The sequence below is a fragment of the Pseudomonas sp. SORT22 genome, from assembly GCF_018417635.1.
Lineage (GTDB): Bacteria > Pseudomonadota > Gammaproteobacteria > Pseudomonadales > Pseudomonadaceae > Aquipseudomonas.
This window is the reverse complement of sequence record NZ_CP071007.1, coordinates 292,516-317,110: the sequence shown is the minus strand read 5'-3', so window position 1 is coordinate 317,110 and position 24,595 is coordinate 292,516. Positions and strand designations below refer to the sequence as shown.

Here is a 24,595-nt window from a genome sequence, read left to right as displayed (position 1 = left end):
CTGTAAAAACCAGACTCACTCTTCCCCGCCCCGATCCGCTCCACCCCACTACGCTTGCAGAGCCGCAGGACGCGGCTTTGTCTAGATCATGGAGCGTTCATGTCCCTCGCCCTTGTCCACAGCCGTGCCCAGGTCGGTGTTTCGGCCCCGGCGGTCAGTGTTGAAGCGCATCTGGCCAATGGTCTGCCGGCACTGACCCTGGTTGGCCTGCCGGAAGCGACCGTGAAAGAAAGCAAGGATCGGGTGCGCAGCGCGATCCTCAATTCCGGCCTGGAATTCCCCGCCCGGCGCATCACCCTTAACCTTGCACCCGCGGATTTACCCAAGGATGGCGGACGCTTTGACCTCGCCATCGCCCTGGGGATCCTTGCCGCCAACGGCCAGTTCCCGATTGCAGCGCTTGGCGAGGTGGAATGCCTGGGTGAACTGGCGCTGTCCGGGGCAATCCGCTCGGTGCAAGGCGTACTGCCCGCTGCCTTGGCGGCACGAGAAGCCGGCCGGGCCTTGGTGGTGCCGCAAGAGAATGCCGAAGAAGCCTGTTTAGCATCGGGCCTGGTAGTGTTTGCAGTCAGTCACCTGCTGGAACTGGTCGCCCACTTCAACGGCCAGAGCCCGCTCAATCCCTACGCTGCCAACGGCCTGTTGCTACAGATCCGTCCCTACCCCGACCTCAACGAAGTACAGGGCCAGCAAGCCGCCAAGCGCGCACTGCTGGTTGCCGCCGCCGGTGCGCACAACCTGCTGTTCAGCGGCCCACCGGGCACCGGCAAGACCCTGCTCGCCAGCCGCCTGCCCGGCCTGTTGCCACCGCTGGATGAACGCGAAGCGCTGGAGGTGGCGGCGATACAGTCGGTGGCCAGCCATGTGCCGCTGAACAGTTGGCCGCAGCGGCCGTTTCGCCATCCGCATCACTCGGCCTCCGGTGCTGCACTGGTCGGCGGTGGCAGCCGACCGCAACCAGGAGAGATAACCCTGGCCCATCACGGCGTGCTGTTCCTCGATGAGCTGCCGGAGTTCGAGCGGCGGGTACTGGAAGTGCTGCGCGAACCGCTGGAATCCGGCGAAATCGTCATCGCCCGGGCCAAGGACAAAATCCGCTTTCCAGCGCGCTTCCAGCTGGTCGCCGCCATGAACCCCTGCCCCTGTGGATATCTTGGCGACCCCACCGGCCGCTGTCGCTGCAGCAGCGAACAGATCCAGCGCTACCGCAACAAACTCTCCGGGCCCCTGCTCGACCGTATCGACCTGCACCTGACCGTCGCCCGCGAAGCCACGGCACTGTCCACCAACAGCAGCCACGGCGAAAGCAGCGCCACCATTGCCGCGCAAGTCGCCGCCGCCCGCGACATCCAGCAACAGCGCCAGGGCTGTGCCAACGCCTTCCTCGACCTGCCCGGCCTGCGCCATTACTGCGGGTTATCCACAGCCGACCAGAGCTGGCTGGAAAGCGCCTGCGAACGCCTGACCCTGTCCTTGCGCGCCGCCCATCGCCTGCTCAAGGTGGCGCGCACCCTGGCCGACCTGGAACAGGCTGAAAACATCGGACGCGGGCACCTGGCTGAAGCGCTGCACTATCGCCCGAGCAACCAGTAGTAATTGCCCGCATTCTGCTCTTAACTTGGCAACAGCCCACCGCACCGAGACCGGTATGTTCGCATTCGCCCAGAGTTACCCGCTGTTGCTCGGCATTACCCTGATCGTGCTCGACCTCACGCTCTGGCAACTGATACCCGTCAATCGCCGGCCCTGGCGCATCGCTGCGCGTTTGCTGGTGTTTTCGCTGTTCACCTGGGTGCTGATCAGCGCCGGGGTCAGCCCGCTACAACCTGCGCCCTGGGTCGAGGATGTGCCGCGTAATCTGCTCGCTACGGTGCTGGGGATTGCCTGGTGGCTGTTTGCGGCGCGTACCGCGACGGTGGTGATTGGCTTGGTGCTGGTGGCCCGTAGCGGCCACACCGGGCGCTTGCTGCAGGATGTGCTGGGGGCGGTGATTTTCCTGGTGGCCATTGTGGCTGCGGCGGCCTATGTGTTGCAGTTGCCGGTCAAAGGCCTGCTGGCCACCTCGGGGGTGATGGCGATCGTCATCGGCCTGGCGCTGCAGAGCACGCTCAGCGACGTGTTCTCCGGCATTGTGCTGAACACCACCCGCCCCTATCAGATCGGCGACTCGATCAGCATCGACGGCACCGAAGGCAAGGTCATCGAGATCGACTGGCGCGCCACCCGCTTGCTGACTGGCAACGGCAGCATGGCGGTGATTCCCAACTCGGTGGCGGCCAAGGCCAAGCTGCTTAATTTCAGCCAGCCCAGCGATGTGCATGGCGTCTCCATCAGCGTCGTGGTGCCGGCCAAGGTACGCCCGCGACGGGTGCTCGATGCCCTGGAAAAAACCCTGCAAGGCACACGTACCTTGCTGACCAGCCCGGCACCGAAAGCCACGATCAAGAGTTCGAGCCTGGAATCGGTGGAGTACGAGGCCAGCGGTTTTGTCAGTGCCATGAGCCAGAAGACCGAGGTGCGTAACCATATGTTCGACCTCGCCCACCGGCACCTGGAAGCCGCCGGCGTAGTGTGGAACAGCGACTCCCAGCAAGGCCAGGTGTGGAACCGTCAGCGCGCCCTGCTCGAAGACGTGCGCATCTTCCGTTCGCTCAGCAACGAGGAAAAAGACAACCTCAGCCAGCGCATGACCGCTGTGGAATACCTGGCCGACCAGGTGATCCTCGGCGTCGGCGACAGTTCGGACTACCTGCTGGTGATTGGCACCGGGGTAGTGTCGGTGGGTGTTAGTGATGGCGACAAGCAGCTCGAAGCCGGGCGCATGGGTCCGGGTGAGGTGCTGGGGGTGGAAGGCCTGCTCGAAGCGGAAGACTCCACTGCCGAGTTCCGCACCCTGACCAGTTGCATCCTCTACCGTATCGACAAGGACGAAGTACGCAGCTGCCTGGAACAACGCACCGAGGTCAAGACCGCACTGATCAAGTTGCAACGCATCCGCCAGCAAACCCGCCAGTCACTGCTCGAGCAAAAACCTGCAGCCATCAAGAAAGGCGGCTTTCTCAGCTGGCTGCACAAGTAGCGGTCAGAGCACCACGCGCAAGCACTGCCCGGCGTGATACAGCGAGAACCCGGTTTCGTAGAAGCCGGTCCGCAGCGCCGGCGCCGACACCGGTTTCATCGCCGAGAACGGAATCGGCAAGGCATCGGGGTTATCGCACAACAGGTACTGGGCGAAGGCTTTGCCGATCACTGTGCCGGTGGTGTTGCCGCGGCCGTTGTAGCCGGTGACGGCGACGATGCCCGGCGCTGGCTCGAACAGGCGCATCAGGTGGTCCGGGGTGAAGTCGATGCAACCGGTCCAATGCATTTCCCACTCGACTTTGCCCAGTTGCGGGAAGTAATGGTTCTGGATGCGATCGGCCCAGCTGCGGATGAACCAGGCCGGCTTGTTGTCGACCCGCCCAAGGCTGCCGAGCAACAGCCGACCCTGAACATCGCGACGGATGCTGCTGAGCACCGTGCGCGTATCCCATGAACCCTGGCCGTGCTTGAGCACGTTGTCGGCAGCGGCGCCTTGCAGCGGTACCGAAGCGACCTGGTAGTAGTAACCGCGGAAGAACTGGCGTTGCAGGTTGGTCCAGTCGCCCTCGGTGTAGGCGCCGGTGGAGATCACCACCTTGTCGGCACTGACCGAACCCTGGGCGGTTTTCACTCGCCAATTGCTGCCTTCACGCTCCAGGCCTTGCACGGCGGACTGCTGGAAGATCTGCCCGCCCAGGCGCTCGACCGCAGCGGCCAGGCCCTGGGTATACCCCATGGGGTTGATGGTGCCGGCGCGGCGATCAAGCAGCGCGGCGGAAATCTTGTCAGTACCGCAATATTCTTCGCACTTTGCCCCGGTCAGCAGTTCGACATCGGCACCGCGACTGCTCCATTGCTGGTGACGGGCTTGGAGGTCGGCAACGCCGGTGGCGTTGTGGGCCATGTGCAGGGTGCCGCTGTTGTGCGCCTGGCAGTCGATACCCAGGCGTTCGATGGTGGCGAACACCTCGCCCGGCGCTTCGCCCAGCACCTTGTTCAGGCGGCTGCCTTGCTTCTGGCCCAGGGTCGCTTCGACGTCGTCCGGGCGAATCCAGGTGCCGGCGTTGACCAGGCCAACGTTGCGCCCGGAACCTCCGTGGCCGATTTTCCAGGCTTCGAGCAGGATGACTGACTTGCCCTGCTCAAGCAGGTGGATGGCTGCCGACAGGCCAGTGATGCCGCCGCCGATGATGCACACATCGGCCTTGAGTTCGGCGCTCAGCACACGGGACGGCGCGGCGGGCTGGGTGACGTGCTCCCAGAGGCATTGTTGACGCAGTTCTGGCATGGCCGGCTTCCTGTTTTATTCTTGTACAGTGGTGTTCTGATCGCGGGGCAAGCCCGCTCCCACAGAGATCACCTCCCCTGTGGGAGCGGGCTTGCCCCGCGATAGGGCCCGTCAGTCGAACACGATCCCCTGCGCCAACGGCAGCTCGCGGGAATAGTTCACGGTATTGGTCTGCCGGCGCATGTAGGCCTTCCACGAATCCGAGCCCGACTCACGGCCACCGCCGGTTTCCTTCTCACCGCCAAACGCCCCGCCAATCTCCGCACCGCTGGTGCCAATGTTGACGTTGGCAATCCCGCAGTCACTGCCCGCGGCGCTCTGGAAGCGCTCGGCTTCGCGCAGGTCGGTGGTGAAGATGCACGACGACAAACCTTGCGGCACTTCGTTGTTCAGGCGCAGGGCTTCTTCGAACTCGTCGTAGGCCAGCACGTAGAGGATCGGTGCAAAGGTTTCATGACGAACCACGGCGCTCTGGCCAGGCATCTCGACGATCGCCGGGGCCACGTAGTAGGCATTCGGGTACTGGTCCTGAATCTGCCGCTCACCGCCAAACACCTGGCCGCCTTCATCGCGGGCGCGCGCCAAAGCGTCCTGCATGCCTTCGAACGAAGCCTTGTCGATCAGCGGGCCGACCAGGTTGTCCTTGCGCGGGTCGCCGATACGAACCTTGGCATAGGCGGCTTTGACCCGAGCAACCACTTCGTCCTTGATCGAGCGATGGACGATCAGCCGGCGCAAGGTGGTGCAGCGCTGGCCAGCAGTACCGACGGCGCTGAAGAGGATGCCGCGCACGGCCAGATCCAGGTCGGCACTCGGTGCAAGAATCATCGCGTTGTTGCCACCCAGTTCGAGGATGCTGCGGCCGAAACGTGCAGCCACCCGCGGGCCGACTTCACGGCCCATGCGGGTGCTGCCGGTGGCGCTAACCAGCGGCACGCGCGGATCGTCGACCAGCGCTTCGCCGGCCTCACGATCACCGATGATCAACTGGCTCAGGCCTTCTGGCGCATCACCAAAGGCTTTCAGGGCTTTTTCGAACAGCGCCTGGCAGGCCAGCGCGGTCAGCGGGGTTTTCTCCGACGGCTTCCAGACCACGGCGTTGCCGCACACCAATGCCAGGGTGGTGTTCCAGGCCCAGACCGCGACGGGGAAGTTGAAGGCGCTGATCACTCCAACCACGCCCAACGGGTGCCAGGTTTCACGCATATGGTGGCCCGGGCGCTCGGAGGCGATAGTCAGGCCATAGAGCTGACGCGACAGGCCGACGGCGAAGTCGCAGATGTCGATCATTTCCTGCACTTCGCCCAGGCCTTCCTGGGTGATCTTGCCGGCTTCGATCGACACCAGCTCGCCGAGCTCGGCCTTGTGCTTGCGCAATACTTCGCCGAACAGGCGGATCAACTCACCGCGGCGTGGGGCCGGGACGTTGCGCCAGGCCTGGAAGGCTTTTTCGGCCTGATCGATCTTGGCGGTTACCTGGGCTTTGCTTTCCAGGTGCACCGCGGCAATCGCGCTGCCATCGATAGGGGTGTGAACGGGATGGTTACCGTGGGTGTAGGCAGTGGCCGGGACACCGAGGCGGTCAAGCAGTCCATCAACCATTTTCTTCTCCTGCATGCGATGAGTGGTTGAAATAGTGATAGGGATCAGTATTAATCCGATCACTCTGGCGCAACAAACGACCTTTATTCTGCATATCATTCCGCCAGGTAATGATCTACTGGCTTAGAGACCGCTATGTCCAAACGTCTGGTGCCATCGATGGCCGCCCTGCAGTGTTTCGAGGCTGCCGCCCGGCACCTGAGCTTCACCCGCGCCGCCGAGGAGCTGCACCTGACCCAGAGCGCAGTGAGCAAGCAGGTGGCCCAGCTTGAAGAGATGCTCCGCCATCATTTGTTTCTGCGCATCCGCCGGCGCCTGCAGCTGACACCAGCAGGCGCGCTGTACCTGGCCGAGGTCAACAAGATTCTCACCCAGGTCGATATGTCCAGCCGTTACATCATGTCCTACGGCGAGCAGACCGAAGTCCTCAAGGTAGCCACTCAGCCGAGCTTTGGCGTGCGCTGGCTGATTCCGCACCTCAAGGGCTTCGGCAAGCAGCACCCGAACATCCACCTCGACATCCGCAACGAAATGGAACCCTTCGCCCTGTTGCAGGCGACCGCCGACGTGGTGTTCTTCTTTGGCCAGGGCACCTGGCCTGGCGCGACCTGCATCGAGCTGTTCGGTGAAGAAGTGCTGCCGGTGTGTGCGCCAGAGCTGTTGCAGGGGCGCACACTCAAGGACGCCAGCGAACTGGCCGAACTGGTGCTGCTGCAAAGCACCTCGCGCCCGGAGGCCTGGCATGAGTGGTTCCTGGAGCAAGGCCTGCACTCGGCCCACAGCTATCACGGGCCGCGCTTCGACACCTTCTATATGAGCCTGAGCGCTGCCCAGTCCGGCTGCGGCGTGGCCCTGGTACCGCGCTACCTGGTGGCCCAGGAGCTGGCCGAGGGCAAACTGGTGGTGCCCTGGCAGCACAGCATGCGCAGCAATGGCGCGCATTTCCTGGCGTTTTCCGAGCATGCCGCCGAGGTGCCGAAGGTGCGCGCCTTGGTCGACTGGATTCGCGCTGAGCTGGCTGGGCAAGATCGATAATTTTTGGAATGACGCATCGACTTTTTTTCGCTTGTGCAGGTACTGCATTCCTCGCTTTCATGTAAGGGTGCCCACTTACCAGGAAGCTTTCGATGCCCGCTCAAGATTTCGTCAGCCCGGACAGCATTCGCGCGCAGTTCTCGGCCGCCATGTCGCTCATGTACAAGCAAGAAGTGCCGCTGTACGGCACGCTGCTGTCGCTGGTGAGCGAAATCAATCAGCAGGTGATGGCTGAACAACCCGAAGTTGCCCAGGCCCTGCGCTGGACCGGCGAAATCGAGCGCCTCGATCAGGAACGCCACGGCGCCATTCGCGTCGGAACCGCCGAAGAGCTGACGACCATCGGCCGCCTGTTCGCGGTAATGGGCATGCAGCCGGTGGGCTACTACGACTTGAGCTGCGCCGGTGTACCGGTGCATTCCACCGCCTTTCGCGCCGTGCACGAGCAAGCGCTGCACATCAGCCCGTTCCGGGTCTTCACCTCCTTGCTGCGCCTGGAACTGATCGACAACCCGGCGCTGCGTGAACTGGCGCGCGAGATTCTTGCCCGGCGGCAGATCTTCACTCCGCGCGCGCTGCAACTGATCGAACAGTTCGAGCGTGCTGGCGGCCTGAATGCCGACGATGCCCAGGCGTTTGTCGACGAAGCCCTGCATACCTTCCGCTGGCACCGGGACGCCACGGTGACCGCCGAGCAGTACCAGCAACTGCACGACCAGCACCGCCTGATTGCCGATGTGGTGGCCTTCAAGGGCCCGCACATCAATCACCTGACCCCACGCACCCTGGACATCGATGCCATTCAGCTGGGCATGCCGGCCAAGGGCATTCCGCCCAAAGCCGTGATCGAAGGGCCGCCACCGCGCCGCTGCCCGATACTGCTGCGTCAAACCAGCTTCAAGGCGCTGCAGGAAAAGGTCGCGTTCACCGATCAGAACGGGGAAGGCAGCGGCAGCCATACCGCGCGCTTTGGCGAGATCGAACAACGGGGTGCGGCGTTGACGCCCAAAGGCCGCGAGCTTTACGACCAACTGCTCGATGGCGCCCGCGCGGCGCTAGGTGGTGTGCCGGCCGAGGCCAATGCCGAGCGCTACATGAGCCTGCTCAGCGACAGCTTCAAGGCCTTCCCCGATGACCTGGCGCAGATGCGCGAGCAGGGGCTGGCGTACTTCCGCTACTTTGCCACCGAGCGTGGCCTGGCAGCCCGCGGCGATGCTCAGCGGCCGACGTCACTGCAGGCGTTGATCGATGCCGGGCATATCCACTTTGAGGCCCTGGTGTACGAGGACTTTCTGCCGGTCAGTGCGGCGGGAATCTTCCAGTCGAATCTGGGTGATGATGCGCAGAGCGAGTACGGCAGCAACGCCAACCGCGACGCCTTCGAACAGGCGCTGGGCAAGCCGGTGCAGGATGAGTTGGCGTTGTATGCCGAAAGTGAGCGGCGCTCGCTGATGGCCTGTGCGCAGGCGCTGGATATGCCTGGGCTTTGAGGGCCTCATCGCGGGTCAAGTCGAGGCGTCGCACCGCCGCTCCTACAAAGTCTGTGGGAGCGGCGGTGCGACGCCTCGACTTGACCCGCGATGGCGTCACCGCCCAACCCGAAACCTGTCCACTTCCTGCCGCAACTGCCCCGCCAACCCCTCAAGCTCACGCGCGGTAGCCGCCAGGTTAGTCGCCACCTCATGCTGCTCGCTGTTGGCCAGGGCAATGCTCTGCAGGTTGCGGCTGAGCACGTTCGCCGTGCTGCTCTGCTCCTGGGTAGCGGTGGTAATGGCGGCAAACTGCTCCCCCGCCGAGCGGCTGCGCTCATCGATCTGCGCCAGCGCTGCGGCAACCTTGGCATTGCGTTCCAGGCCTTCTTGCATCAGGCGGTTGCCCTGCTCCATGGTGCTGATGGCATTGCCGGTTTCCTGCTGGATGCTGCCGATCATCGCCGAGATTTCATCGGTGGCCTGACGGGTGCGCGAGGCCAGGTTGCGCACCTCGTCGGCAACCACGGCAAAGCCCCGGCCCTGCTCACCGGCCCGCGCCGCTTCGATGGCAGCGTTCAAGGCCAGCAGGTTGGTCTGCTCGGCAATCGAGGTGATCACGCCGACGATGCCGCCAATTTCTTCGGAGCGCAGGCCCAGGGTGTCGATCACCGTGGCGGTGCCGGCCAGGGCGCTGGCGATCTGCTCCAGGGACGATGACGCCTGGTCCATCGAGGCACGGCCAATGCGGGTTTGCTGGACGTTGTCCTGGGCCATGCGTTCGGTGCTGCCCATGTTCTCGGCGATGTTCATCGAGGTGGCGCTGAACTGCTCGACAGCGCCGGCCATGCTGGTGATTTCGCCAGACTGCTGCTCCATGCCCTCACAGGCCCCGGAGGACATGCCCGACAAGGCCTGGGCGCGGCTGCTGACTTGCTCCGCTGCTGCGCGAATGTGCTCGACCATGCTCGCCAGGGCTTCGCCCATCTGGTTGAAACTGTGCGCCAACTGGCCGATTTCGTCATCGCTCGATACCCGCAAGCGCGCCTGCAGGTCACCGGCGCCAAGGGCCTGCGCCTGCTGCAAGAGGTCAGCCAAGGGGCGCAGACGGCGGCGCAACAGCCACAGGGTGGCGGCGACCGCCAGCAACATCGCCAGCAAACTGCCGATGGCCAGGCGCGTGCCGACGCTCCAGGTCACTGCGCGGATTTCCGCCTTCGGCATGCTTGCCACCACCGTCCACGGCCCGCCGGCAAACGCCACGGTCACGCTGAACAGCTCTTCGACGCCGTCATGCCAGAAACGCCCTTCGCCCGCAGTGAACCCGGCAAGCGCCTGCGCCGCCTGACTGTCCGCACGCACACCTGCTGGCGGCACCAACCAGTGCTGCTTGTCGTCGAGCAAGGCCAGTGAACCGGTCTGGCCGATACGAAAACGTCCGAGGTTGGCAAACTGAGCCTTCTGCGCGTCGGTGTAGTCGAAACCGACAAACAGCACCGCGATCACCCGCCCGCTGCCGTCACGCACCGGGGTGTACTGGGTCATGTAGTCGCGCTCGAACAGGTTGGCCCGGCCAACGTAGGCCTGACCGGCTAGCAAGCGCGCGTAGGCCGGATGCTGACGATCCAGCAGGGTGCCAATGGCGCGACTGCCGTCCTGCTTGGTCAGCGAGGTGCTGATGCGAATGAAGTCGTCGCCGCTGCGCACGAACAAGGTGGCAACGCCTGCGGTCATCTGGCGAAAATCATCCACCTGGCGAAAGTCGTTGTTGAGCAGTTGCTCGCCCAGGTACAGCGCGGGCGTGGAAACCCCGGCAACCGTCACCGACTCCCCTGGATGCAGCTGCAAACCGGCAGCAAAGCGCTTCTCGAACAGCCCGCTGAGGCGCTGGGTGCTTTCGCGCAGGGTACTGTGGAAAGTGTCGAGCTGATCGGCGAGCAGGCGCGCTTCACTGGCCAGGTGTTCCTGGCGGGTATTCAGGTTGGCGTTGTCCAGCGAACGCAGGGCAAACAGGGTGCTACCGGTAATCACCACAGCAAGCACGATGGCAAGGGCGATACCGAGTTGCGAGGCAATCCGGGCACGGGGTTGAGACATGGAAGCTCCTGGCAAGAGGGGCCGGGATCGTCCTGATCACGCTGACCGTCCGCATCGATACGGGAATCGAACCATCTAGGCGTGGCTCTGATGCCTCTGCTTCGGCGGCCTGACGCAATACTTGAGCGTGCAACAGGGTTATCCTGCGCAAACGGTCAACTCGCTCCGATTGCCGCTGATGTCCCCAGAATTTGAACCTTGGGCAGGTCCATCGAATCCGCCTCGCCCTGCAGGAAGTCGCTCAGACGCCGCAGCCGCTCGCCACCGGGGCGGGTTCGCGGCCAGACCAGGTAGTAATCCAGGCCGCTGGCAACCGCTGTCGGCCACGGCAGGCTCAGGCGGCCCTGGGCGACGTCTTCGGCAACCATCAGCAGGTCGCCCATGGACACTCCATAACCGCGAGCGGCGGCGATCATGCCCAGCTCCAGGGTATCGAATACCTGGCCGCCCTTGAGCGACACCTTGTCGGTGAGGTCCATGCGCGCCAGCCAGCTGCGCCAGTCGCGCTTGTCGGGGGTTGGATGCAGCAGCTCGACACCGGCCAGGCGCCGCTCGTCCCACTGCCCTTCCTTGAGCAGCTCGGGCGCGCCTACCGGGATCAGCAGCTCGGAAAACAGCCGCTTGACCTCCCAGTCCGGCGGAAAGTGACCGTCGCTGAGCAATACCGCGCAGTCGAAAGGCTCATGGTTGAAATCGACATGATCGACATCCATCCAGGCGCTGGTCAGTTGCACTTCGTTGCCCGGCTGCAGGTGGCGAAAGCGACTGAGGCGCGCCAGCAGCCAGCGCATGGTCAGGGTCGAAGGGGCTTTCATGCGCAGGATGTCGTCTTCACTGCGCAGGGTGTTGCAGGCCCGCTCCAGCGCGGCAAAGCCTTCGCGCACCCCTGGCAACAGCAAACGCGCCGCTTCGCTCAGTTGCAAGCTGCGGCCATTGCGCACGAACAAACGGCAGGCAAAGTGCTCTTCAAGGGTGCGGATGTGCCGGCTGACGGCACTCTGGGTTATCGATAACTCATCTGCGGCGCGGGTGAACGAGCTATGCCGGGCCGCCGCTTCGAAGGCCCGCAGTGCATACAGAGGCGGTAAACGGCGAGACATGGCGGCGGGCTCCGGGTTATCCACAGGCAATCGACTGGATCATACTCCCATGAGTTTTAATCATGCCAACCATCGCTATTATCCTTTTGTGGATAACCGCACCAAGCCTCAGACTTTCACGCTTTGAATCTATCGCGTAAGAAAAGGACGACTCCATGCAGGCTGCGCCTACCCAAGAACTCAAGGCTTTGCTGCGCCTGGCCGGGCCGCTGATTGCCTCGCAGTTGGCGCACATGCTGATGGTGCTCACCGACACTCTGATGATGGCCCGCATCAGCCCGCAGGCCCTGGCCGGTGGCGGCCTGGGCGCGGCGAGCTATTCGTTCGTGTCGATCTTTTGCCTGGGCGTGATCGCCGCCGTCGGCACCCTGGTGGCGATTCGCAAGGGTGCTGGCGACATCGCCGGCGCCACCCGCCTGACCCAGGCCGGGTTGTGGCTGGCCTGGGTCATGGCCCTGGTGGCGGCTTTGGCGCTGTGGAACCTGGAGCCGGTACTGCTATTGCTCGGCCAGAGCCCGAACAACGTCGAGGCGGCCGCGCAGTTCCTGCTGCTGCTGCCCTTCGCCCTGCCCGGCTACCTGAGTTTCATGGCCCTGCGCGGCTTTACCAGCGCCATTGGCCGCTCGACGCCGGTGATGGTCATCAGCCTGATCGGCACGGTGGCCAACTTCCTGCTCAACTATGCGCTGATCGAAGGCATGTTCGGCCTGCCGAAGCTGGGCCTGGTGGGCATCGGCCTGGTGACCGCAATCGTTGCCAACTGCATGGCCGTGGCCATGGCGCTGTATATCCGCTGGCACCCGGCCTATGCACCCTACCCGATTCGCCAGGGCCTGAGCCGCCCGTCGTGGCCAGCCCTGCGTGAGCTGTGGCGCCTGGGCCTGCCGATTGGCGGCACCTACACCGTCGAGGTCGGCCTGTTCGCCTTCGCCGCGCTGTGCATGGGCGTGCTCGGCAGCACCGAGCTTGCCGCGCACCAGATCGCCCTGCAGATCGTCTCTACCGCATTCATGATTCCGGCCGGCCTGTCGTACGCCGTGACCATGCGTGTAGGGCTCTATTACGGCGCCGACAACCTGTTGGGGGCACGGCATGCCGGCCGCGTGGGTATCGGTTTTGGCGCGGCGATGATGCTGATGTTCGCCATCCTCTTCTGGCTGCTGCCAGACCCGCTGGTGGGGCTGTTCCTCGACCACGGTGACCCGGCCTTTGCCGACATCATCCAGCTGGCGGTAAGCCTGTTGATGGTCGCCGCCTGGTTCGAGCTGTTCGACGGCGTGCAGACCATTGCCATGGGCTCGATCCGAGGCCTCAAGGATGCCAAGACCACCTTCCTGGTCGGGCTGTTCTGTTACTGGGTGATCGGTGCACCGGCGGCCTGGCTGCTGGCCTTCAACCTCGGCCTGGGCGCGGTAGGCGTGTGGTGGGGGCTGGCGCTGGGCCTGGCGTGTGCGGCGGTGAGCCTGACCCTGGCATTCGAATGGCGGATGAAGCGCTTGCTGGGCAGTGCCGCTGGGGTGAACAAGGTGACTGCTTCAGTGGTTTGAAGGGCCCCATCGCGGGTCAAGCCCGCTCCTACATGACCCGCGATGCTGCTTGCTGCGCCGGCCCGCGCAGCAAATACTCCATCAACTCATCAATCGGCAATGGCCGGCTGATCAGAAACCCCTGCACCTGATCGCAATCGAAACTGCGCAGCAGGTCCATTTGCTCCGGGGTTTCCACGCCCTCGGCCACCACCTCGAGGTTGAGGTTGTGCGCCAGGTTGATCATCGCGTGCACCAGCTTGCGGTTCTCTTCACGCTGCTCCATGCCGCCGACAAAGCTGCGATCGACCTTGAGCAAGGTGATCGGCAGGCTGTTGAGGTGCACGAACGACGAAAAGCCGGTGCCGAAATCGTCCAGCGAGAAGCGCACGCCCAGGCGCCCAAGGGCGTCCATGGTCTGTTTGACCAGGTCATTGCGGCGCATCACGGCGGTTTCGGTCAGTTCGAATTCCAGCCAGCGGGCATCGACGCCGTGTTCGATGATCAGCCGGCTCAGGGTCGCCAACAGCTGGCTGTCCTGGAACTGGCGAAACGACAGGTTCACCGCCATGTGCAACGGCGCCAGGCCCTGCTCACGCAGCGCCTGCATGTCGCGCAGGGCCCGGGAGATGACCCAGTAGCCCAAAGGCACGATCAGCCCACTCTGCTCGGCCAGCGGTACGAACTCGCTGGGCGGCAGCAGCCCGCGTTCGGCATGGCGCCAGCGCACCAGGGCTTCGAGGCCGACAATGCGCCCGTCGGCCAGGTTCAGTCGCGGCTGGTAATGCAGCTCCAGCTCGTCGCGGCGCAGCGCCCGGCGCAGCTCGCTTTCCAGGTCGGCAAGGCTGCGGGCGTTGCGGTTGATGCGTTCGTTGAAGACGTGAAAGGTACAGCCCTGGGTGCTCTTGGCCTGCTGCATGGCGATGTGCGCATGCCACATCAGCGGGTCGGCGCCACCCTGGGCGCGGGCGTGGGCAACCCCCAGGCTGCAGCCGAGCAACAGGCTTTCGCCGTCGATCCAGTAAGGTTCGGCCAGGGCTTCGGTGATGCGTTCGGCCATCCATTCGGCGCGCTGCGGCTCGCGGCGGGTATCGATCAACAGGGCGAATTCGTCGCTGCCCAGACGTGCAACCTGGTCGCCGGCTTCAAGCTGGCTCTTCAGCCGGCCCACCACCTGCAGGATCAACCGGTCGCCGGCCTGGTGGCCGAGGGCGTCGTTGGCATGGCGAAAGTTGTCCAGGTCCAGGTGCCCGAGGGCGACGCCGCGCCCTTCGTTGTCGGCCAGGCGCGCAGCCAGCAGGGTCTGGAAACCCTGGCGGTTGGCGATGCCCGTCAGCGGGTCCTGTTCGGCCAGGCGTTGCAGGGTCGCTTCGAGGACGCCGCGCTCGCGGACGTGGCGCAGGCTGCGGCGCAGGATATTGCTGGTCAGCTGGTCACGAATCAGCCAGTCGCTGACACCCGGCGGCGGCACCTGCGGTTCATGCTCGAGCAGCAGCACCATCGGCAGCACGCAACGCCCGGGCGCCGGCTGCAGTTGCGGGGTCGCCAGCACCAGCGCATTGCGGTCATTGGCAAACAGGCTGTCGACCGCCTCCCAGTTCGGAGCGGTCAGCAATACCGCCTGGCCCGCCATCGGCAGCAGACACTCGCGCAACACAATGGCCCATTCCGGCTCATCGGCCAGCAGGAGCAAACGCAAGGGTTCGACGGGCGTAGACAAGCTGGCTCCTTAGGACGTAGACACAGTCAAATGACGATGGGCAGCGAGAATGCGTATCCTAAACCATTAATGAAAATGATTTTCACTTAAAGTCATGCCATTCCATTGCCGACATCCCGCAGGTTTCGCCACGCATCCTGCGGGAAAGTATCAAATGCGGCAAATTTAGATCGCGTGGTACGTCACACTGTCAGACGGTCGCGGCAGAAACTTTCTACCCCTGCTAAAATGCCCGGCTATTTTTCTAGCGTCCCCGGTTTTCGTCATGTCCCGACTCAACCCCCGGCAACAAGAAGCCGTGAACTACGTCGGCGGCCCTCTTTTGGTGCTCGCCGGTGCAGGCTCCGGCAAAACCAGCGTGATCACCCGCAAGATCGCGCACTTGATCCAGAACTGTGGCATCCGTGCCCAGTACATCGTGGCCATGACCTTCACCAACAAGGCCGCGCGGGAGATGAAAGAGCGGGTCGGCACCCTGCTGCGCAAGGGCGAAGGCCGCGGCCTGACCGTGTCGACCTTCCACAACCTGGGCCTGAACATCATCCGCAAGGAGCATGAACGGCTGGGCTTCAAACCGGGCTTCTCGATTTTCGACGAGACCGATGTCAAAGCCCTGATGACCGACATCATGCAGAAGGAATACTCGGGCGACGACGGTGTCGACGAGATCAAGAACATGATCGGCGCCTGGAAGAACGACCTGATCCTGCCGCCCGAAGCCCTGGAAAACGCCCGCAACCCCAAGGAGCAGACCGCCGCGGTGGTCTATGCGCACTATCAGCGCACCCTGCGGGCGTTCAACGCGGTGGACTTCGACGACCTGATCCTGCTGCCGGTCAAGCTGTTCCAGGACAACCCCGATGTCCTCGAAAAGTGGCAGAACAAGGTCCGTTACCTGCTGGTCGACGAATACCAGGACACCAACGCCAGCCAGTACCTGCTGGTGAAGATGCTGATCGGCACGCGCAACCAGTTCACCGTGGTTGGCGACGACGACCAGTCGATCTACGCCTGGCGCGGCGCCCGGCCCGAGAACCTGATGCTGCTCAAGGACGACTACCCGTCGCTGAAAGTGGTGATGCTCGAGCAGAACTACCGCTCCACCAGCCGCATTTTGCGCTGCGCCAACGTGCTCATCTCGAACAACCCGCATGCCTTCGAAAAGCAGCTGTGGAGCGAGATGGGCCACGGCGACGAGATCCGCGTGATCCGCTGCAAGAACGAGGAAGCCGAGGCCGAACGGGTAGCCATGGAAATCCTCAGCCTGCACCTGCGCACCGACCGGCCCTACAGTGACTTCGCCATTCTTTACCGGGGCAACTACCAGGCCAAGCTGATCGAGCTGAAGCTGCAGCACCACCAGGTGCCGTATCGCCTGTCCGGCGGCAACAGCTTCTTCGGACGCCAGGAAGTTAAAGACCTGATGGCCTACTTCCGCCTGCTGGTAAATCCGGACGATGACAACGCCTACCTGCGGGTGATCAACGTACCGCGCCGGGAAATCGGCTCGACCACCCTGGAAAAACTCGGCAACTACGCCACCGAGCGCAAGGTTTCGATGTATGCCGCCAGCGAGGAGCTGGGCCTTGGCGAGCACCTGGACAGCCGTTATACCGACCGCCTGCAGCGCTTCAAGCGCTGGATGGACAAGGTCCGCGAACAGGTTGCCCTGGAAGACCCGATCGCTGCCCTGCGCAGCATGATCATGGACATCGACTACGAAAACTGGATTCGCACCAACAGCTCCAGCGACAAGGCTGCGGATTTTCGCATGAGCAACGTCTGGTTCCTGATCGAGGCGTTGAAAAACACCCTCGAGAAAGACGAAGACGGCGGCATGACCATCGAAGAGGCCATCGGCAAGCTGGTTTTGCGCGACATGCTCGAGCGCCAGCAGGAAGAGGAAGACGGTGCCGAAGGCGTGCAGATGATGACCCTGCACGCCTCCAAGGGCCTGGAATTCCCCTACGTGTTCATCATGGGCATGGAGGAGGAAATCCTCCCGCACCGTTCCAGCATCGAAGCCGACACCATCGAAGAAGAACGGCGCCTGGCCTACGTCGGGATTACCCGCGCACGTCAGACCCTGGCCTTCACCTTTGCTGCCAAGCGCAAGCAGTACGGCGAAATCATCGATTGCTCGCCGAGCCGCTTCCTGGACGAGTTGCCCGACGACGACCTGGCCTGGGAGGGCCTGGACGACGCGCCAACCGAAGTGAAGGCCGCTCGCGGCAACAACGCACTGGCCGATATCCGTGCCATGCTCAAACGTTAGATAATCAACCTTTGCTGCGGCGTATTGCCGTGGCCACTCTTGCTACATCGAGGAAATACCACAGTGGAAGCACTGCACCAGAAGATTCGCGAAGAAGGCATCGTGCTTTCCGATCAGGTTCTCAAAGTCGATGCGTTTCTCAACCATCAGATCGACCCTGCGCTGATGCAACTGATTGGCGACGAGTTCGCCCGCCGGTTTGCCGATTCGGGCATCACCAAGATCGTCACCATCGAAGCCTCGGGCATTGCCCCGGCGGTGATGACCGGCCTGAAACTGGGCGTCCCGGTGATTTTCGCGCGCAAGCACCAGTCGCTGACCCTGACCGAAAACCTGCTGGTGGCTTCGGTGTATTCCTTCACCAAGCAGACTGAGAACACCGTGGCGATCTCCCCGCGCCACCTCAACAGCAGCGACCGCGTGCTGGTGATCGACGACTTCCTGGCCAACGGCAAAGCCTCCCAGGCGCTGATCTCGATCATCAAGCAAGCCGGCGCCACTGTTGCCGGCCTGGGTATCGTCATCGAGAAATCGTTCCAGGGCGGTCGCGCCGAGCTGGACAGCCAGGGCTACCGCGTTGAATCGCTGGCCCGGGTCAAGTCGCTGAAAGATGGCGTGGTTACTTTCATCGAGTAATCAACGCCGACTTTTTCGCGGGGCAAGCCCGCTCCTACCAGCCTGTAGGAGCGGGCTTGCCCCGCGATCAGTTAAAAGCTGTCGCCTGCAACCCCGCCAGCAACAGCCGCTGATACAGATCTTCCTTCAGCCCCTGCGGCTGCGCCAGGTTCATCCGCGCCAACTGCGCAGGAAACGCCTCGGGCGCCGGTGCATCCAGCGCCGCCTTGCCCAGCTCCAGCACCTCGCTCAACTTGAACTTGCTCTTCAGCCAGTTCAGCGCCCGCAGCAAATCGCGCTCCTCGGCGGTGAAATCACTGCCCAGTGGATACTCGGGGAACAACCGTGCATGGCGGTCACGCAGCGCCTGCAAACGCTGCGGGGTGTTGTCGCTGAAGCGCGGGGCCAGGCAAAAGTCCTTGGGCAACTTGCCGGCTTTCTGCGCCCGCTCGATCAGTTCGGGCTGAAAGCGCGAGTCCGTGATCGCCAGCAAACGGGCAATCACCTCGGCATCGGTCTGCCCGCGCAGGTCGGCGATTCCGTATTCGGTGACGACGATATCGCGCAGGTGGCGGGGAATGGTGCAATGGCCGTATTCCCAGACCAGGTTGGAACTGACCTCGCCGCCTGACTCACGCCAGCTGCGCAGCAGCAGGATCGAACGCGCGCCTTCCAGGGCATGGCCCTGGGCAACGAAGTTGTACTGCCCGCCGACCCCGCTGAGCACCCGGCCGTCTTCCAGCTGGTCGGCGACCCCGGCGCCCATCAAGGTCATGGTGAACACCGTATTGATAAAGCGCGCATCCCGGCGCTGCAGGCGCTTGAGCGACTCCTGGCCATACAGCTCGTTGATGTAGCTGATGGCGCTCATGGCGAAGCGTTTGCGCTGGCTTGGCGGCATTTCCCGCAGGCGCTGGTAAAACGCCTGAGGGCCAAGAAAGAAGCCGCCATGCACTAGCACACCCTGGTCATCCAGCTCGCCGTTGTTGGCCGCCTGCTGGCGCGACTCGTCCGGGTACACCGGGCGGCGGATAATTCCGGCTTCGACCAGTGCCAGCAGGCCGTTGACGAACATTTCGCTGCAGCCGTACAGGCCGCGGGCAAAGGGCTGGAGGCCGCCTTCGCGTTCGATCAGGCTATGCCAGGGCGTCAGGTTGATATCTGCCAGCAATGCCTGGTACGCCTCGCTGTCAGCCTGTCGCGCCAGCAACCCTGCGGTCAGCGCATCGCCCATGGCACCAATGCCGATCTGCAGGGTGCCGCCATCGCGCACCAGGGTGCTGGCATGCAGGCCGATGAAATGGTCCTGGGTGGTCACCGGCATGTTCGGCGTGGAGAACAACCGGGTGTTTTCCGGGCGGTCGATCAGCAGGTCGAAGTCATCCCGGGGCAGCTCGGACGCGCCCGGCATGTACGGCAGTTCGGCATGCACCTGGCCGAGCATGAGGATGGTTTCGCCGGCTGCCCGGCGGCGGGCAATCATTGGCAGCAGGTCGAGGGTGATGTCCGGGTTGCAGCTCAGGCTCAACTGGCCGGGATGTGCCGGATCTTCGGCTACCAGCTGCGCCACCAGGTTCAAGCCCTTGGCGTTGATATCGCGGGCGGCATGGCTGTAGTTGCTGCTGACGTAGTCCTGCTGGGCCATGGTGCTGTGCAACAGGCTGCCGGGTTGCATGAAGAACTGCTCGACACGGATGTTGGCCGGCAACTGGTCGCGGCGCAGGTCATGCAGGTAGTCCAGCTCAAGGTAGTCGGCGAACACCCGCTCGATGAAGGGCTCAAGAAAGCGCCGCTGCAAGCCGTCGCCCAGGTCCGGGCGGCCCAGGCTCAAAGCGGTGTAAATGGTCAGTTGCCGCTCGGGCAACTGGCGGATTCGCGCATACAGGGCGTTGACGAAGCGGTTGGGCTTGCCCAGCCCCAGCGGCAGGCCCATGTGGATATGCGCGGGCAGGCGCGCCAGCACCTGGTCTACGGCATCGTCGATCGAACAGCTGTACGCCATCGCGGCCTCCTGTGGCATTCCTTGAACAGGTTGGACCGAGCATGCCGCCAGATTGCTGCGCTGGCCAGCGCTAAAAAGCACAAAGCCCGCACGTGGCGGGCTTTGTTGGGCAAGCGCTGGGCTTACAGGCCGGACATCTTCTTGATGGCGCCCATCAGGTCGTCATCCGAGCAGTCGGCGCAGGTGCCTTTCGGCGGCATGGCGTTGATGCCGGTAATGGCCTTGGCGAGGATGCCGTCCAGACCACCCTGGTGGTCGGAGCGCTCTTTCCAGGCGGCGGTATCGCCGATTTTCGGCGCGCCGAGCAGGCCACTGCCATGGCAAGCATTGCAGTGCTTGGCGATGATTTCATCCGGGGTCTTGGCACCGCCGCCAGCAGCAGAGGCTGCGACTTCCATTCCCTTGCATTCCTGCCCCTGAACACACACCTGGCCGACCGGTTCCAGTCGCTTGGCGATGTCGTCGTTGGTCGCAGCTTGAGCGCTGACTGCCCAAAGGGCCAATACGGCAGCTGGTACGGCCAGCATTTTCTTGATTAGATTCACGCGTACACCCTCATGGTGGCTAGTCACGCCCGCGGCCACGGTTTCGCAGGCGGCGCAAGTATAACGGGAACCCTGCCTCACCGAAACAACCCTAGTGTCCAAAGGGTCTTAGCCGCGACAATCCGCCGCGCAATACCCGCTAGAAGTTGGCCGGAGTCGCCGCGCTGATCAGCCGGGCCGGCTCATCGTAAGGATTGCGGAAACGGTGCGGCTTGGTACTTTCAAAATAGTAGCTGTCGCCCGCTTCGAGGATGAAAGTTTCCAGGCCTACTACCAGTTCGAGACGACCTTCAAGAAGGATGCCGGTCTCTTCGCCGTCGTGGGTGAGCATTTCTTCGCCGGTGTCGGCACCCGGTGGATAAACCTCGTTGAGAAAGGCAATGGCCCGGCTCGGGTGCGCCTTGCCGACCAGTTTCATGGTCACCGCGCCGTCCGAAATGTCGATCAGCTCGTGAGCCTTGTAGACGATCTGGGTGGGGTTTTCCGGTTGCAGCTCTTCGGAAAAGAACTCGACCATGGACATCGGAATACCGCTCAACACCTTGCGCAACGAGCTGATGGAAGGGCTGACGCTGTTCTTCTCGATCATCGAGATGGTGCTGTTGGTGACGCCCGCACGTTTGGCGAGTTCACGCTGTGACAGGCCCTTGAGCTTGCGTATGGCTTGCAGTCGTTCACCGACGTCCAAAGCTGGAGCCCTCCTAAACGAACGAGTGGGGTCGAAATTGAACGTTATCATCGCAACAGCGTTCAGTATTTACAACACTTCGACCCGCAGCCTGTCCGCTTTGGCGCCTTAATCGCCGCTGTAGTCCAGCGGTACGCGCTTGAGGTTGCAGAAAATCTGGTAAGGGATGTTGCCAGCGTGCATGGCCACTTCGCTGGCCAGCACGTTTTTGCCCCACAGTTCCACCGGGCTGCCGAGGCCCGCTTCAGGCACGTCGGTGAGGTCAATGCAGAGCATGTCCATCGATACCCGGCCAATCAGCTGGGTACGTTTGCCGGCCACCAGCACCGGCGTACCGTTTGGCGCCTGGCGCGGGTAGCCATCGGCGTAACCCATGGCCACCACACCAACCCGGGTCGGCCGCGGGCTGACAAACTTGGCACCGTAGCCTACCGGCTCGCCGGCTGGCAGCTCACGCACGCTGATCACCCGTGATTGCACGGTCATCACCGGCTGCAGGCGCGCCGCTTGAGCCTGGGGCACTTCGAACGGCGTAGCGCCGTACAGCATCAGGCCCGGGCGCACCCAGTCGCTGGGCATGTTCGGCCAACCGAGCACGGCCGGCGAGTTGCGCAGGCTGACCTCGGCGCTCAAGCCCTGGCGTGCGGCCTGAAATACCGCCAGTTGTTCGTTGCTGGCCTCGCTGTCGAGCTCATCGGCACGGGCGAAGTGGCTCATCAGCACAATGCGCGCAACCTTGCCGCTGGCCAGCAGGCGCTGGTACGCGGCCTGGTAGTCCTTGGCATGCAGGCCAACCCGGTGCATGCCCGAGTCGAGCTTGAGCCAGACTGTAATCGGCTTGCTCAGGTGCGCCTGTTCGATAGCCTCCAGTTGCCACAGCGAATGCACCACGCACCACAGGTCATGCTCGGCGATCAGTTGCAGTTCGCTGGCTTCAAAGAAGCCTTCGAGCAACAGCACCGGCGGCTTGATCCCGGCTGCGCGCAGCTCCAGCGCCTCTTCGATGCAGGCCACGGCAAAACCATCGGCGTGCTGCTCCAGGGCCAGGGCGCAACGCACGGCACCGTGACCATAGGCATCGGCCTTGATCACGGCCAGGGCTTTGGCTCCGGTCAGTTCGCGGGCAAGTTGATAGTTGTGACGCAGGGCTTGAAGATCGATCAGGGCACGGGCGGGACGCATGACGGCAGCCTTCTGGGCAGTCTGGTTAGAAGTAAAAAGCCCGGTGCTCGAAGGCAGCTGGTCGGCCGCCGGCGGCACCGGGTTAGGGATCGGGTATTACGGCAGTGCGGCGACCACCGACAGCTCGATAAGGATTTCCGGCTCGCACAGCTTGGCTTCAACGGTGGCACGGGCCGGGGCGACGCCTTTTGGCAGCCACTTGTCCCACACCGCGTTCATGCCCTGAAAATGCGCGTCGATGTCCTTGAGATAGATGGTCACCGAAAGCAGGCGGCTCTTGTCGGTGCCGGCCAGGTCCAGCAGGCGCTCGATGTTGGCCAGGGTCTCGCGGGTTTGCTGCTCGATCCCGGCGTTCATGTCGTCACCGACCTGGCCCGCGAGGTACACGGTGCCGTTGTGGGTAACGATCTGGCTCATGCGCTCATTGGTGAGCTGGCGCTGGACTGACATGCTTGGCAGGCTCCTGGTGTTTTCCGTAGCGAGAGATATCGAGGCCTTCAGCGCTGATTTGCGGCTTCTTGCGCGCAATCAGGTCGGCCAGCAGGCGACCGGAACCGCAGGCCATGGTCCAACCCAGGGTACCGTGACCGGTGTTGAGGAACAGGTTACGGAACGGGGTAGCACCGACGATCGGCGTACCGTCCGGGGTGGTCGGGCGCAGGCCGGTCCAGAAACTGGCCTGGCTCAGGTCGCCGCCACGAGGATAAAGGTCGTTGACGATCATCTCCAGGGTTTCGCGCCGACGCGGGTTCAGCGACAGGTCGAAACCGGCGATTTCAGCCATGCCGCCGACGCGGATGCGGTTGTCGAAACGGGTGATCGCGACCTTGTAGGTTTCGTCGAGAATGGTCGAGGTCGGGGCCATGGCCGGATCGGTGATCGGCACGGTCAGCGAGTAGCCTTTGAGCGGGTAGACCGGGGCCTTGATGCCCAACGGCTTGAGCAACTGCGGCGAGTAGCTGCCCAGGGCCAGCACGTAGCGGTCGGCGGTTTCCAGCTTGCCGTCGATCCATACACCGTTGATGCGATCACCGGCGTAGTCCAGGCGCTGAATGTCCTGGCCAAAGCGGAACTCGACACCAAGCTTGATCGCCATTTCCGCCAGGCGGGTAGTGAACAGCTGGCAGTCGCCAGTCTGGTCGTTGGGCAGGCGCAGGGCGCCGGCAAGGATATCGGTCACGTTGGCCAGGGCCGGCTCGACGCGGGCAATGCCTTCGCGGTCGAGGACTTCGTACGGCACGCCGGACTGCTCGAGGACGGCGATGTCCTTGGCGGCGTTGTCCAGTTGCGCCTGGGTGCGGAACAGCTGGGTAGTACCCAGGGTACGGCCTTCGTAGGCAATGCCGGTTTCGGCGCGCAGCTCGTCGAGGCAGTCACGGCTGTACTCGGACAGGCGCACCATGCGCTCCTTGTTCACCGCGTAACGGTTGGCGGTGCAGTTGCGCAGCATTTGCGCCATCCACAGGTACTGGTCGATGTCGGCGGTGGCCTTGATGGCCAGGGGCGCGTGGCGCTCCAGCAGCCACTTGATGGCCTTGAGCGGCACGCCCGGGGCAGCCCAGGGCGAAGCGTAACCAGGCGAGACCTGGCCGGCGTTGGCAAAGCTGGTTTCCATGGCGACTGCCGGTTGACGGTCGACCACGACGACTTCGAACCCTTGCCGTGCCAGATAGTAGGCACTGGCGGTTCCGATCACACCGCTACCAAGTACCAGAACTCGCATGTTTATTACCCTCGACGCAGCGTACCGCTGACATTTGTTGTTAATGGCGTAGATGCGCGCAGTATAGGAAGGTATGACCAGTGCTTTTCACTATATAAAAGCCTATATTTGGCGAGAATTCTCGGCAAGGTTGGCTTTTACGGAGGGGCATCCACTATGAGAACCCAGCACCAAAGCAAGCGTGAACTGGACAAGATCGACCGCAATATTCTGCGCATCCTGCAGGCCGATGGACGCATCTCGTTTACTGAACTGGGCGAAAAGGTCGGCCTGTCGACCACCCCCTGCACCGAGCGGGTCCGGCGCCTGGAGCGCGAAGGGATCATCATGGGCTACAACGCCCGGCTCAATCCGCAGCACTTGAAGGGCAGCCTGCTGGTGTTCGTCGAGATCAGCCTCGACTACAAGTCGGGCGACACTTTCGAAGAGTTCCGACGTGCCGTGCTGAAGTTGCCGCACGTGCTCGAGTGCCACCTGGTCTCGGGCGACTTCGATTACCTGGTCAAGGCGCGGATTTCCGAGATGGCCTCGTACCGCAAGCTGCTTGGCGACATCCTGCTCAAGCTGCCGCATGTGCGCGAGTCGAAGAGCTACATCGTCATGGAAGAGGTGAAGGAAAGCCTCAACCTGCCGATTCCGGACTGAGG

The 24,595-nt window shown here is 63.3% G+C and carries 19 protein-coding genes; 8 read left to right on the top strand and 11 right to left on the bottom strand.

Annotation, left to right across the window (positions count from 1 at the left end; translation table 11 throughout):
- Positions 1-99: 99 nt before the first annotated feature.
- Together JYG36_RS01460 and JYG36_RS01455 are read left to right on the top strand one after the other, a co-directional pair.
- Entirely contained in the window at positions 100-1,593 is a 1,494-nt protein-coding gene (locus JYG36_RS01460; RefSeq protein WP_093378099.1) for a YifB family Mg chelatase-like AAA ATPase, read from the top strand.
- A 55-nt stretch (positions 1,594-1,648) separates the two neighbouring features.
- Positions 1,649-3,079, top strand: a complete 1,431-nt coding sequence (locus tag JYG36_RS01455) for a mechanosensitive ion channel family protein (RefSeq protein WP_093378095.1) — start codon at positions 1,649-1,651, stop codon at positions 3,077-3,079.
- Between the two features lie 3 nt (positions 3,080-3,082).
- Here the strand turns inward: JYG36_RS01455 and amaA are convergent, their stop codons facing one another.
- Together amaA and amaB are read right to left on the bottom strand one after the other, a co-directional pair.
- Complete coding sequence (amaA, locus tag JYG36_RS01450) at positions 3,083-4,369, bottom strand: L-pipecolate oxidase (protein WP_213602898.1); 1,287 nt, start codon at positions 4,367-4,369, stop codon at positions 3,083-3,085.
- 111 nt (positions 4,370-4,480) lie between these two features.
- Entirely contained in the window at positions 4,481-5,971 is a 1,491-nt protein-coding gene (gene amaB / locus JYG36_RS01445; RefSeq protein ID WP_195885310.1) for an L-piperidine-6-carboxylate dehydrogenase, read from the bottom strand.
- A gap of 135 nt (positions 5,972-6,106) precedes the next feature.
- On the opposite strand from amaB, the gene JYG36_RS01440 reads away from it, so the two are divergent.
- Both JYG36_RS01440 and hglS read left to right on the top strand, forming a co-directional pair.
- Positions 6,107-7,006, top strand: a complete 900-nt coding sequence (locus JYG36_RS01440) for a LysR family transcriptional regulator (RefSeq protein ID WP_213602896.1) — start codon at positions 6,107-6,109, stop codon at positions 7,004-7,006.
- A 92-nt stretch (positions 7,007-7,098) separates the two neighbouring features.
- Entirely contained in the window at positions 7,099-8,496 is a 1,398-nt protein-coding gene (gene hglS / locus JYG36_RS01435; protein WP_213602894.1) for a 2-oxoadipate dioxygenase/decarboxylase HglS, read from the top strand.
- 96 nt (positions 8,497-8,592) lie between these two features.
- Here hglS and JYG36_RS01430 read toward each other — a convergent pair whose 3' ends face one another.
- Together JYG36_RS01430 and JYG36_RS01425 are read right to left on the bottom strand one after the other, a co-directional pair.
- The gene (locus JYG36_RS01430) at positions 8,593-10,572 is read right to left on the bottom strand and encodes a methyl-accepting chemotaxis protein (RefSeq protein ID WP_093378075.1); all 1,980 of its coding nucleotides are present in this window, start codon (positions 10,570-10,572) and stop codon (positions 8,593-8,595) included.
- A gap of 155 nt (positions 10,573-10,727) precedes the next feature.
- The gene (locus JYG36_RS01425) at positions 10,728-11,672 is read right to left on the bottom strand and encodes a LysR substrate-binding domain-containing protein (RefSeq protein WP_093378071.1); all 945 of its coding nucleotides are present in this window, start codon (positions 11,670-11,672) and stop codon (positions 10,728-10,730) included.
- Between the two features lie 155 nt (positions 11,673-11,827).
- Between JYG36_RS01425 and JYG36_RS01420 the strand changes: the two genes are divergently transcribed.
- Positions 11,828-13,219, top strand: coding sequence for a NorM family multidrug efflux MATE transporter (locus JYG36_RS01420; RefSeq protein WP_093378066.1), 1,392 nt, complete (start codon positions 11,828-11,830; stop codon positions 13,217-13,219).
- 28 nt (positions 13,220-13,247) lie between these two features.
- On the opposite strand, the gene JYG36_RS01415 is transcribed toward JYG36_RS01420, so the two are convergent.
- Complete coding sequence (locus JYG36_RS01415; RefSeq protein ID WP_093378061.1) at positions 13,248-14,918, bottom strand: putative bifunctional diguanylate cyclase/phosphodiesterase; 1,671 nt, start codon at positions 14,916-14,918, stop codon at positions 13,248-13,250.
- A 265-nt stretch (positions 14,919-15,183) separates the two neighbouring features.
- Here JYG36_RS01415 and rep point away from each other — a divergent pair, with 265 nt between their 5' ends.
- Both rep and JYG36_RS01405 read left to right on the top strand, forming a co-directional pair.
- A complete protein-coding gene (gene rep / locus JYG36_RS01410) occupies positions 15,184-17,193 on the top strand; it encodes a DNA helicase Rep (RefSeq protein ID WP_038998055.1) in 2,010 nt (669 codons plus the stop codon).
- A 63-nt stretch (positions 17,194-17,256) separates the two neighbouring features.
- Complete coding sequence (locus JYG36_RS01405) at positions 17,257-17,829, top strand: xanthine phosphoribosyltransferase (protein WP_045199628.1); 573 nt, start codon at positions 17,257-17,259, stop codon at positions 17,827-17,829.
- A 67-nt stretch (positions 17,830-17,896) separates the two neighbouring features.
- Here JYG36_RS01405 and JYG36_RS01400 read toward each other — a convergent pair whose 3' ends face one another.
- The 6 genes from JYG36_RS01400 to dadA form a co-directional block, all read right to left on the bottom strand.
- Positions 17,897-19,810 (bottom strand): acetyl-CoA hydrolase/transferase C-terminal domain-containing protein, encoded by a 1,914-nt coding sequence (locus JYG36_RS01400; protein WP_213602892.1) that lies wholly within the window; start codon positions 19,808-19,810, stop codon positions 17,897-17,899.
- A gap of 122 nt (positions 19,811-19,932) precedes the next feature.
- The gene (locus tag JYG36_RS01395) at positions 19,933-20,337 is read right to left on the bottom strand and encodes a c-type cytochrome (RefSeq protein WP_045199625.1); all 405 of its coding nucleotides are present in this window, start codon (positions 20,335-20,337) and stop codon (positions 19,933-19,935) included.
- Positions 20,338-20,494: 157 nt separating this feature from the next.
- Entirely contained in the window at positions 20,495-21,043 is a 549-nt protein-coding gene (locus JYG36_RS01390) for a cupin domain-containing protein (RefSeq protein WP_010225839.1), read from the bottom strand.
- A gap of 108 nt (positions 21,044-21,151) precedes the next feature.
- Positions 21,152-22,225, bottom strand: coding sequence for an alanine racemase (alr, locus tag JYG36_RS01385; protein ID WP_093378051.1), 1,074 nt, complete (start codon positions 22,223-22,225; stop codon positions 21,152-21,154).
- A gap of 96 nt (positions 22,226-22,321) precedes the next feature.
- Entirely contained in the window at positions 22,322-22,675 is a 354-nt protein-coding gene (locus JYG36_RS01380; RefSeq protein ID WP_010225843.1) for a RidA family protein, read from the bottom strand.
- The gene (dadA, locus tag JYG36_RS01375) at positions 22,647-23,948 is read right to left on the bottom strand and encodes a D-amino acid dehydrogenase (protein ID WP_045199621.1); all 1,302 of its coding nucleotides are present in this window, start codon (positions 23,946-23,948) and stop codon (positions 22,647-22,649) included. The genes JYG36_RS01380 and dadA overlap by 29 nt, the downstream gene beginning before the upstream one ends.
- A 156-nt stretch (positions 23,949-24,104) precedes the next feature.
- On the opposite strand from dadA, the gene dadR reads away from it, so the two are divergent.
- A complete protein-coding gene (gene dadR / locus JYG36_RS01370) occupies positions 24,105-24,593 on the top strand; it encodes a transcriptional regulator DadR (RefSeq protein ID WP_008366790.1) in 489 nt (162 codons plus the stop codon).
- Positions 24,594-24,595: the final 2 nt, after the last annotated feature.

Excerpts from the sequence above, each read along its gene's own strand:
- JYG36_RS01460 (WP_093378099.1), top strand. The coding sequence starts at position 100 with ATGTCCCTCGCCCTTGTCCACAGCCGTGCCCAGGTCGGTGTTTCGGCC.
- JYG36_RS01455 (WP_093378095.1), top strand. The coding sequence starts at position 1,649 with ATGTTCGCATTCGCCCAGAGTTACCCGCTGTTGCTCGGCATTACCCTG.
- amaA (WP_213602898.1), bottom strand. The coding sequence starts at position 4,369 with ATGCCAGAACTGCGTCAACAATGCCTCTGGGAGCACGTCACCCAGCCC.
- amaB (WP_195885310.1), bottom strand. The coding sequence starts at position 5,971 with ATGGTTGATGGACTGCTTGACCGCCTCGGTGTCCCGGCCACTGCCTAC.
- JYG36_RS01440 (WP_213602896.1), top strand. The coding sequence starts at position 6,107 with ATGTCCAAACGTCTGGTGCCATCGATGGCCGCCCTGCAGTGTTTCGAG.
- hglS (WP_213602894.1), top strand. The coding sequence starts at position 7,099 with ATGCCCGCTCAAGATTTCGTCAGCCCGGACAGCATTCGCGCGCAGTTC.
- JYG36_RS01430 (WP_093378075.1), bottom strand. The coding sequence starts at position 10,572 with ATGTCTCAACCCCGTGCCCGGATTGCCTCGCAACTCGGTATCGCCCTT.
- JYG36_RS01425 (WP_093378071.1), bottom strand. The coding sequence starts at position 11,672 with ATGTCTCGCCGTTTACCGCCTCTGTATGCACTGCGGGCCTTCGAAGCG.
- JYG36_RS01420 (WP_093378066.1), top strand. The coding sequence starts at position 11,828 with ATGCAGGCTGCGCCTACCCAAGAACTCAAGGCTTTGCTGCGCCTGGCC.
- rep (WP_038998055.1), top strand. The coding sequence starts at position 15,184 with ATGTCCCGACTCAACCCCCGGCAACAAGAAGCCGTGAACTACGTCGGC.
- JYG36_RS01400 (WP_213602892.1), bottom strand. The coding sequence starts at position 19,810 with ATGGCGTACAGCTGTTCGATCGACGATGCCGTAGACCAGGTGCTGGCG.
- JYG36_RS01395 (WP_045199625.1), bottom strand. The coding sequence starts at position 20,337 with ATGCTGGCCGTACCAGCTGCCGTATTGGCCCTTTGGGCAGTCAGCGCT.
- alr (WP_093378051.1), bottom strand. The coding sequence starts at position 22,225 with ATGCGTCCCGCCCGTGCCCTGATCGATCTTCAAGCCCTGCGTCACAAC.
- JYG36_RS01380 (WP_010225843.1), bottom strand. The coding sequence starts at position 22,675 with ATGTCAGTCCAGCGCCAGCTCACCAATGAGCGCATGAGCCAGATCGTT.
- dadA (WP_045199621.1), bottom strand. The coding sequence starts at position 23,948 with ATGCGAGTTCTGGTACTTGGTAGCGGTGTGATCGGAACCGCCAGTGCC.
- dadR (WP_008366790.1), top strand. The coding sequence starts at position 24,105 with ATGAGAACCCAGCACCAAAGCAAGCGTGAACTGGACAAGATCGACCGC.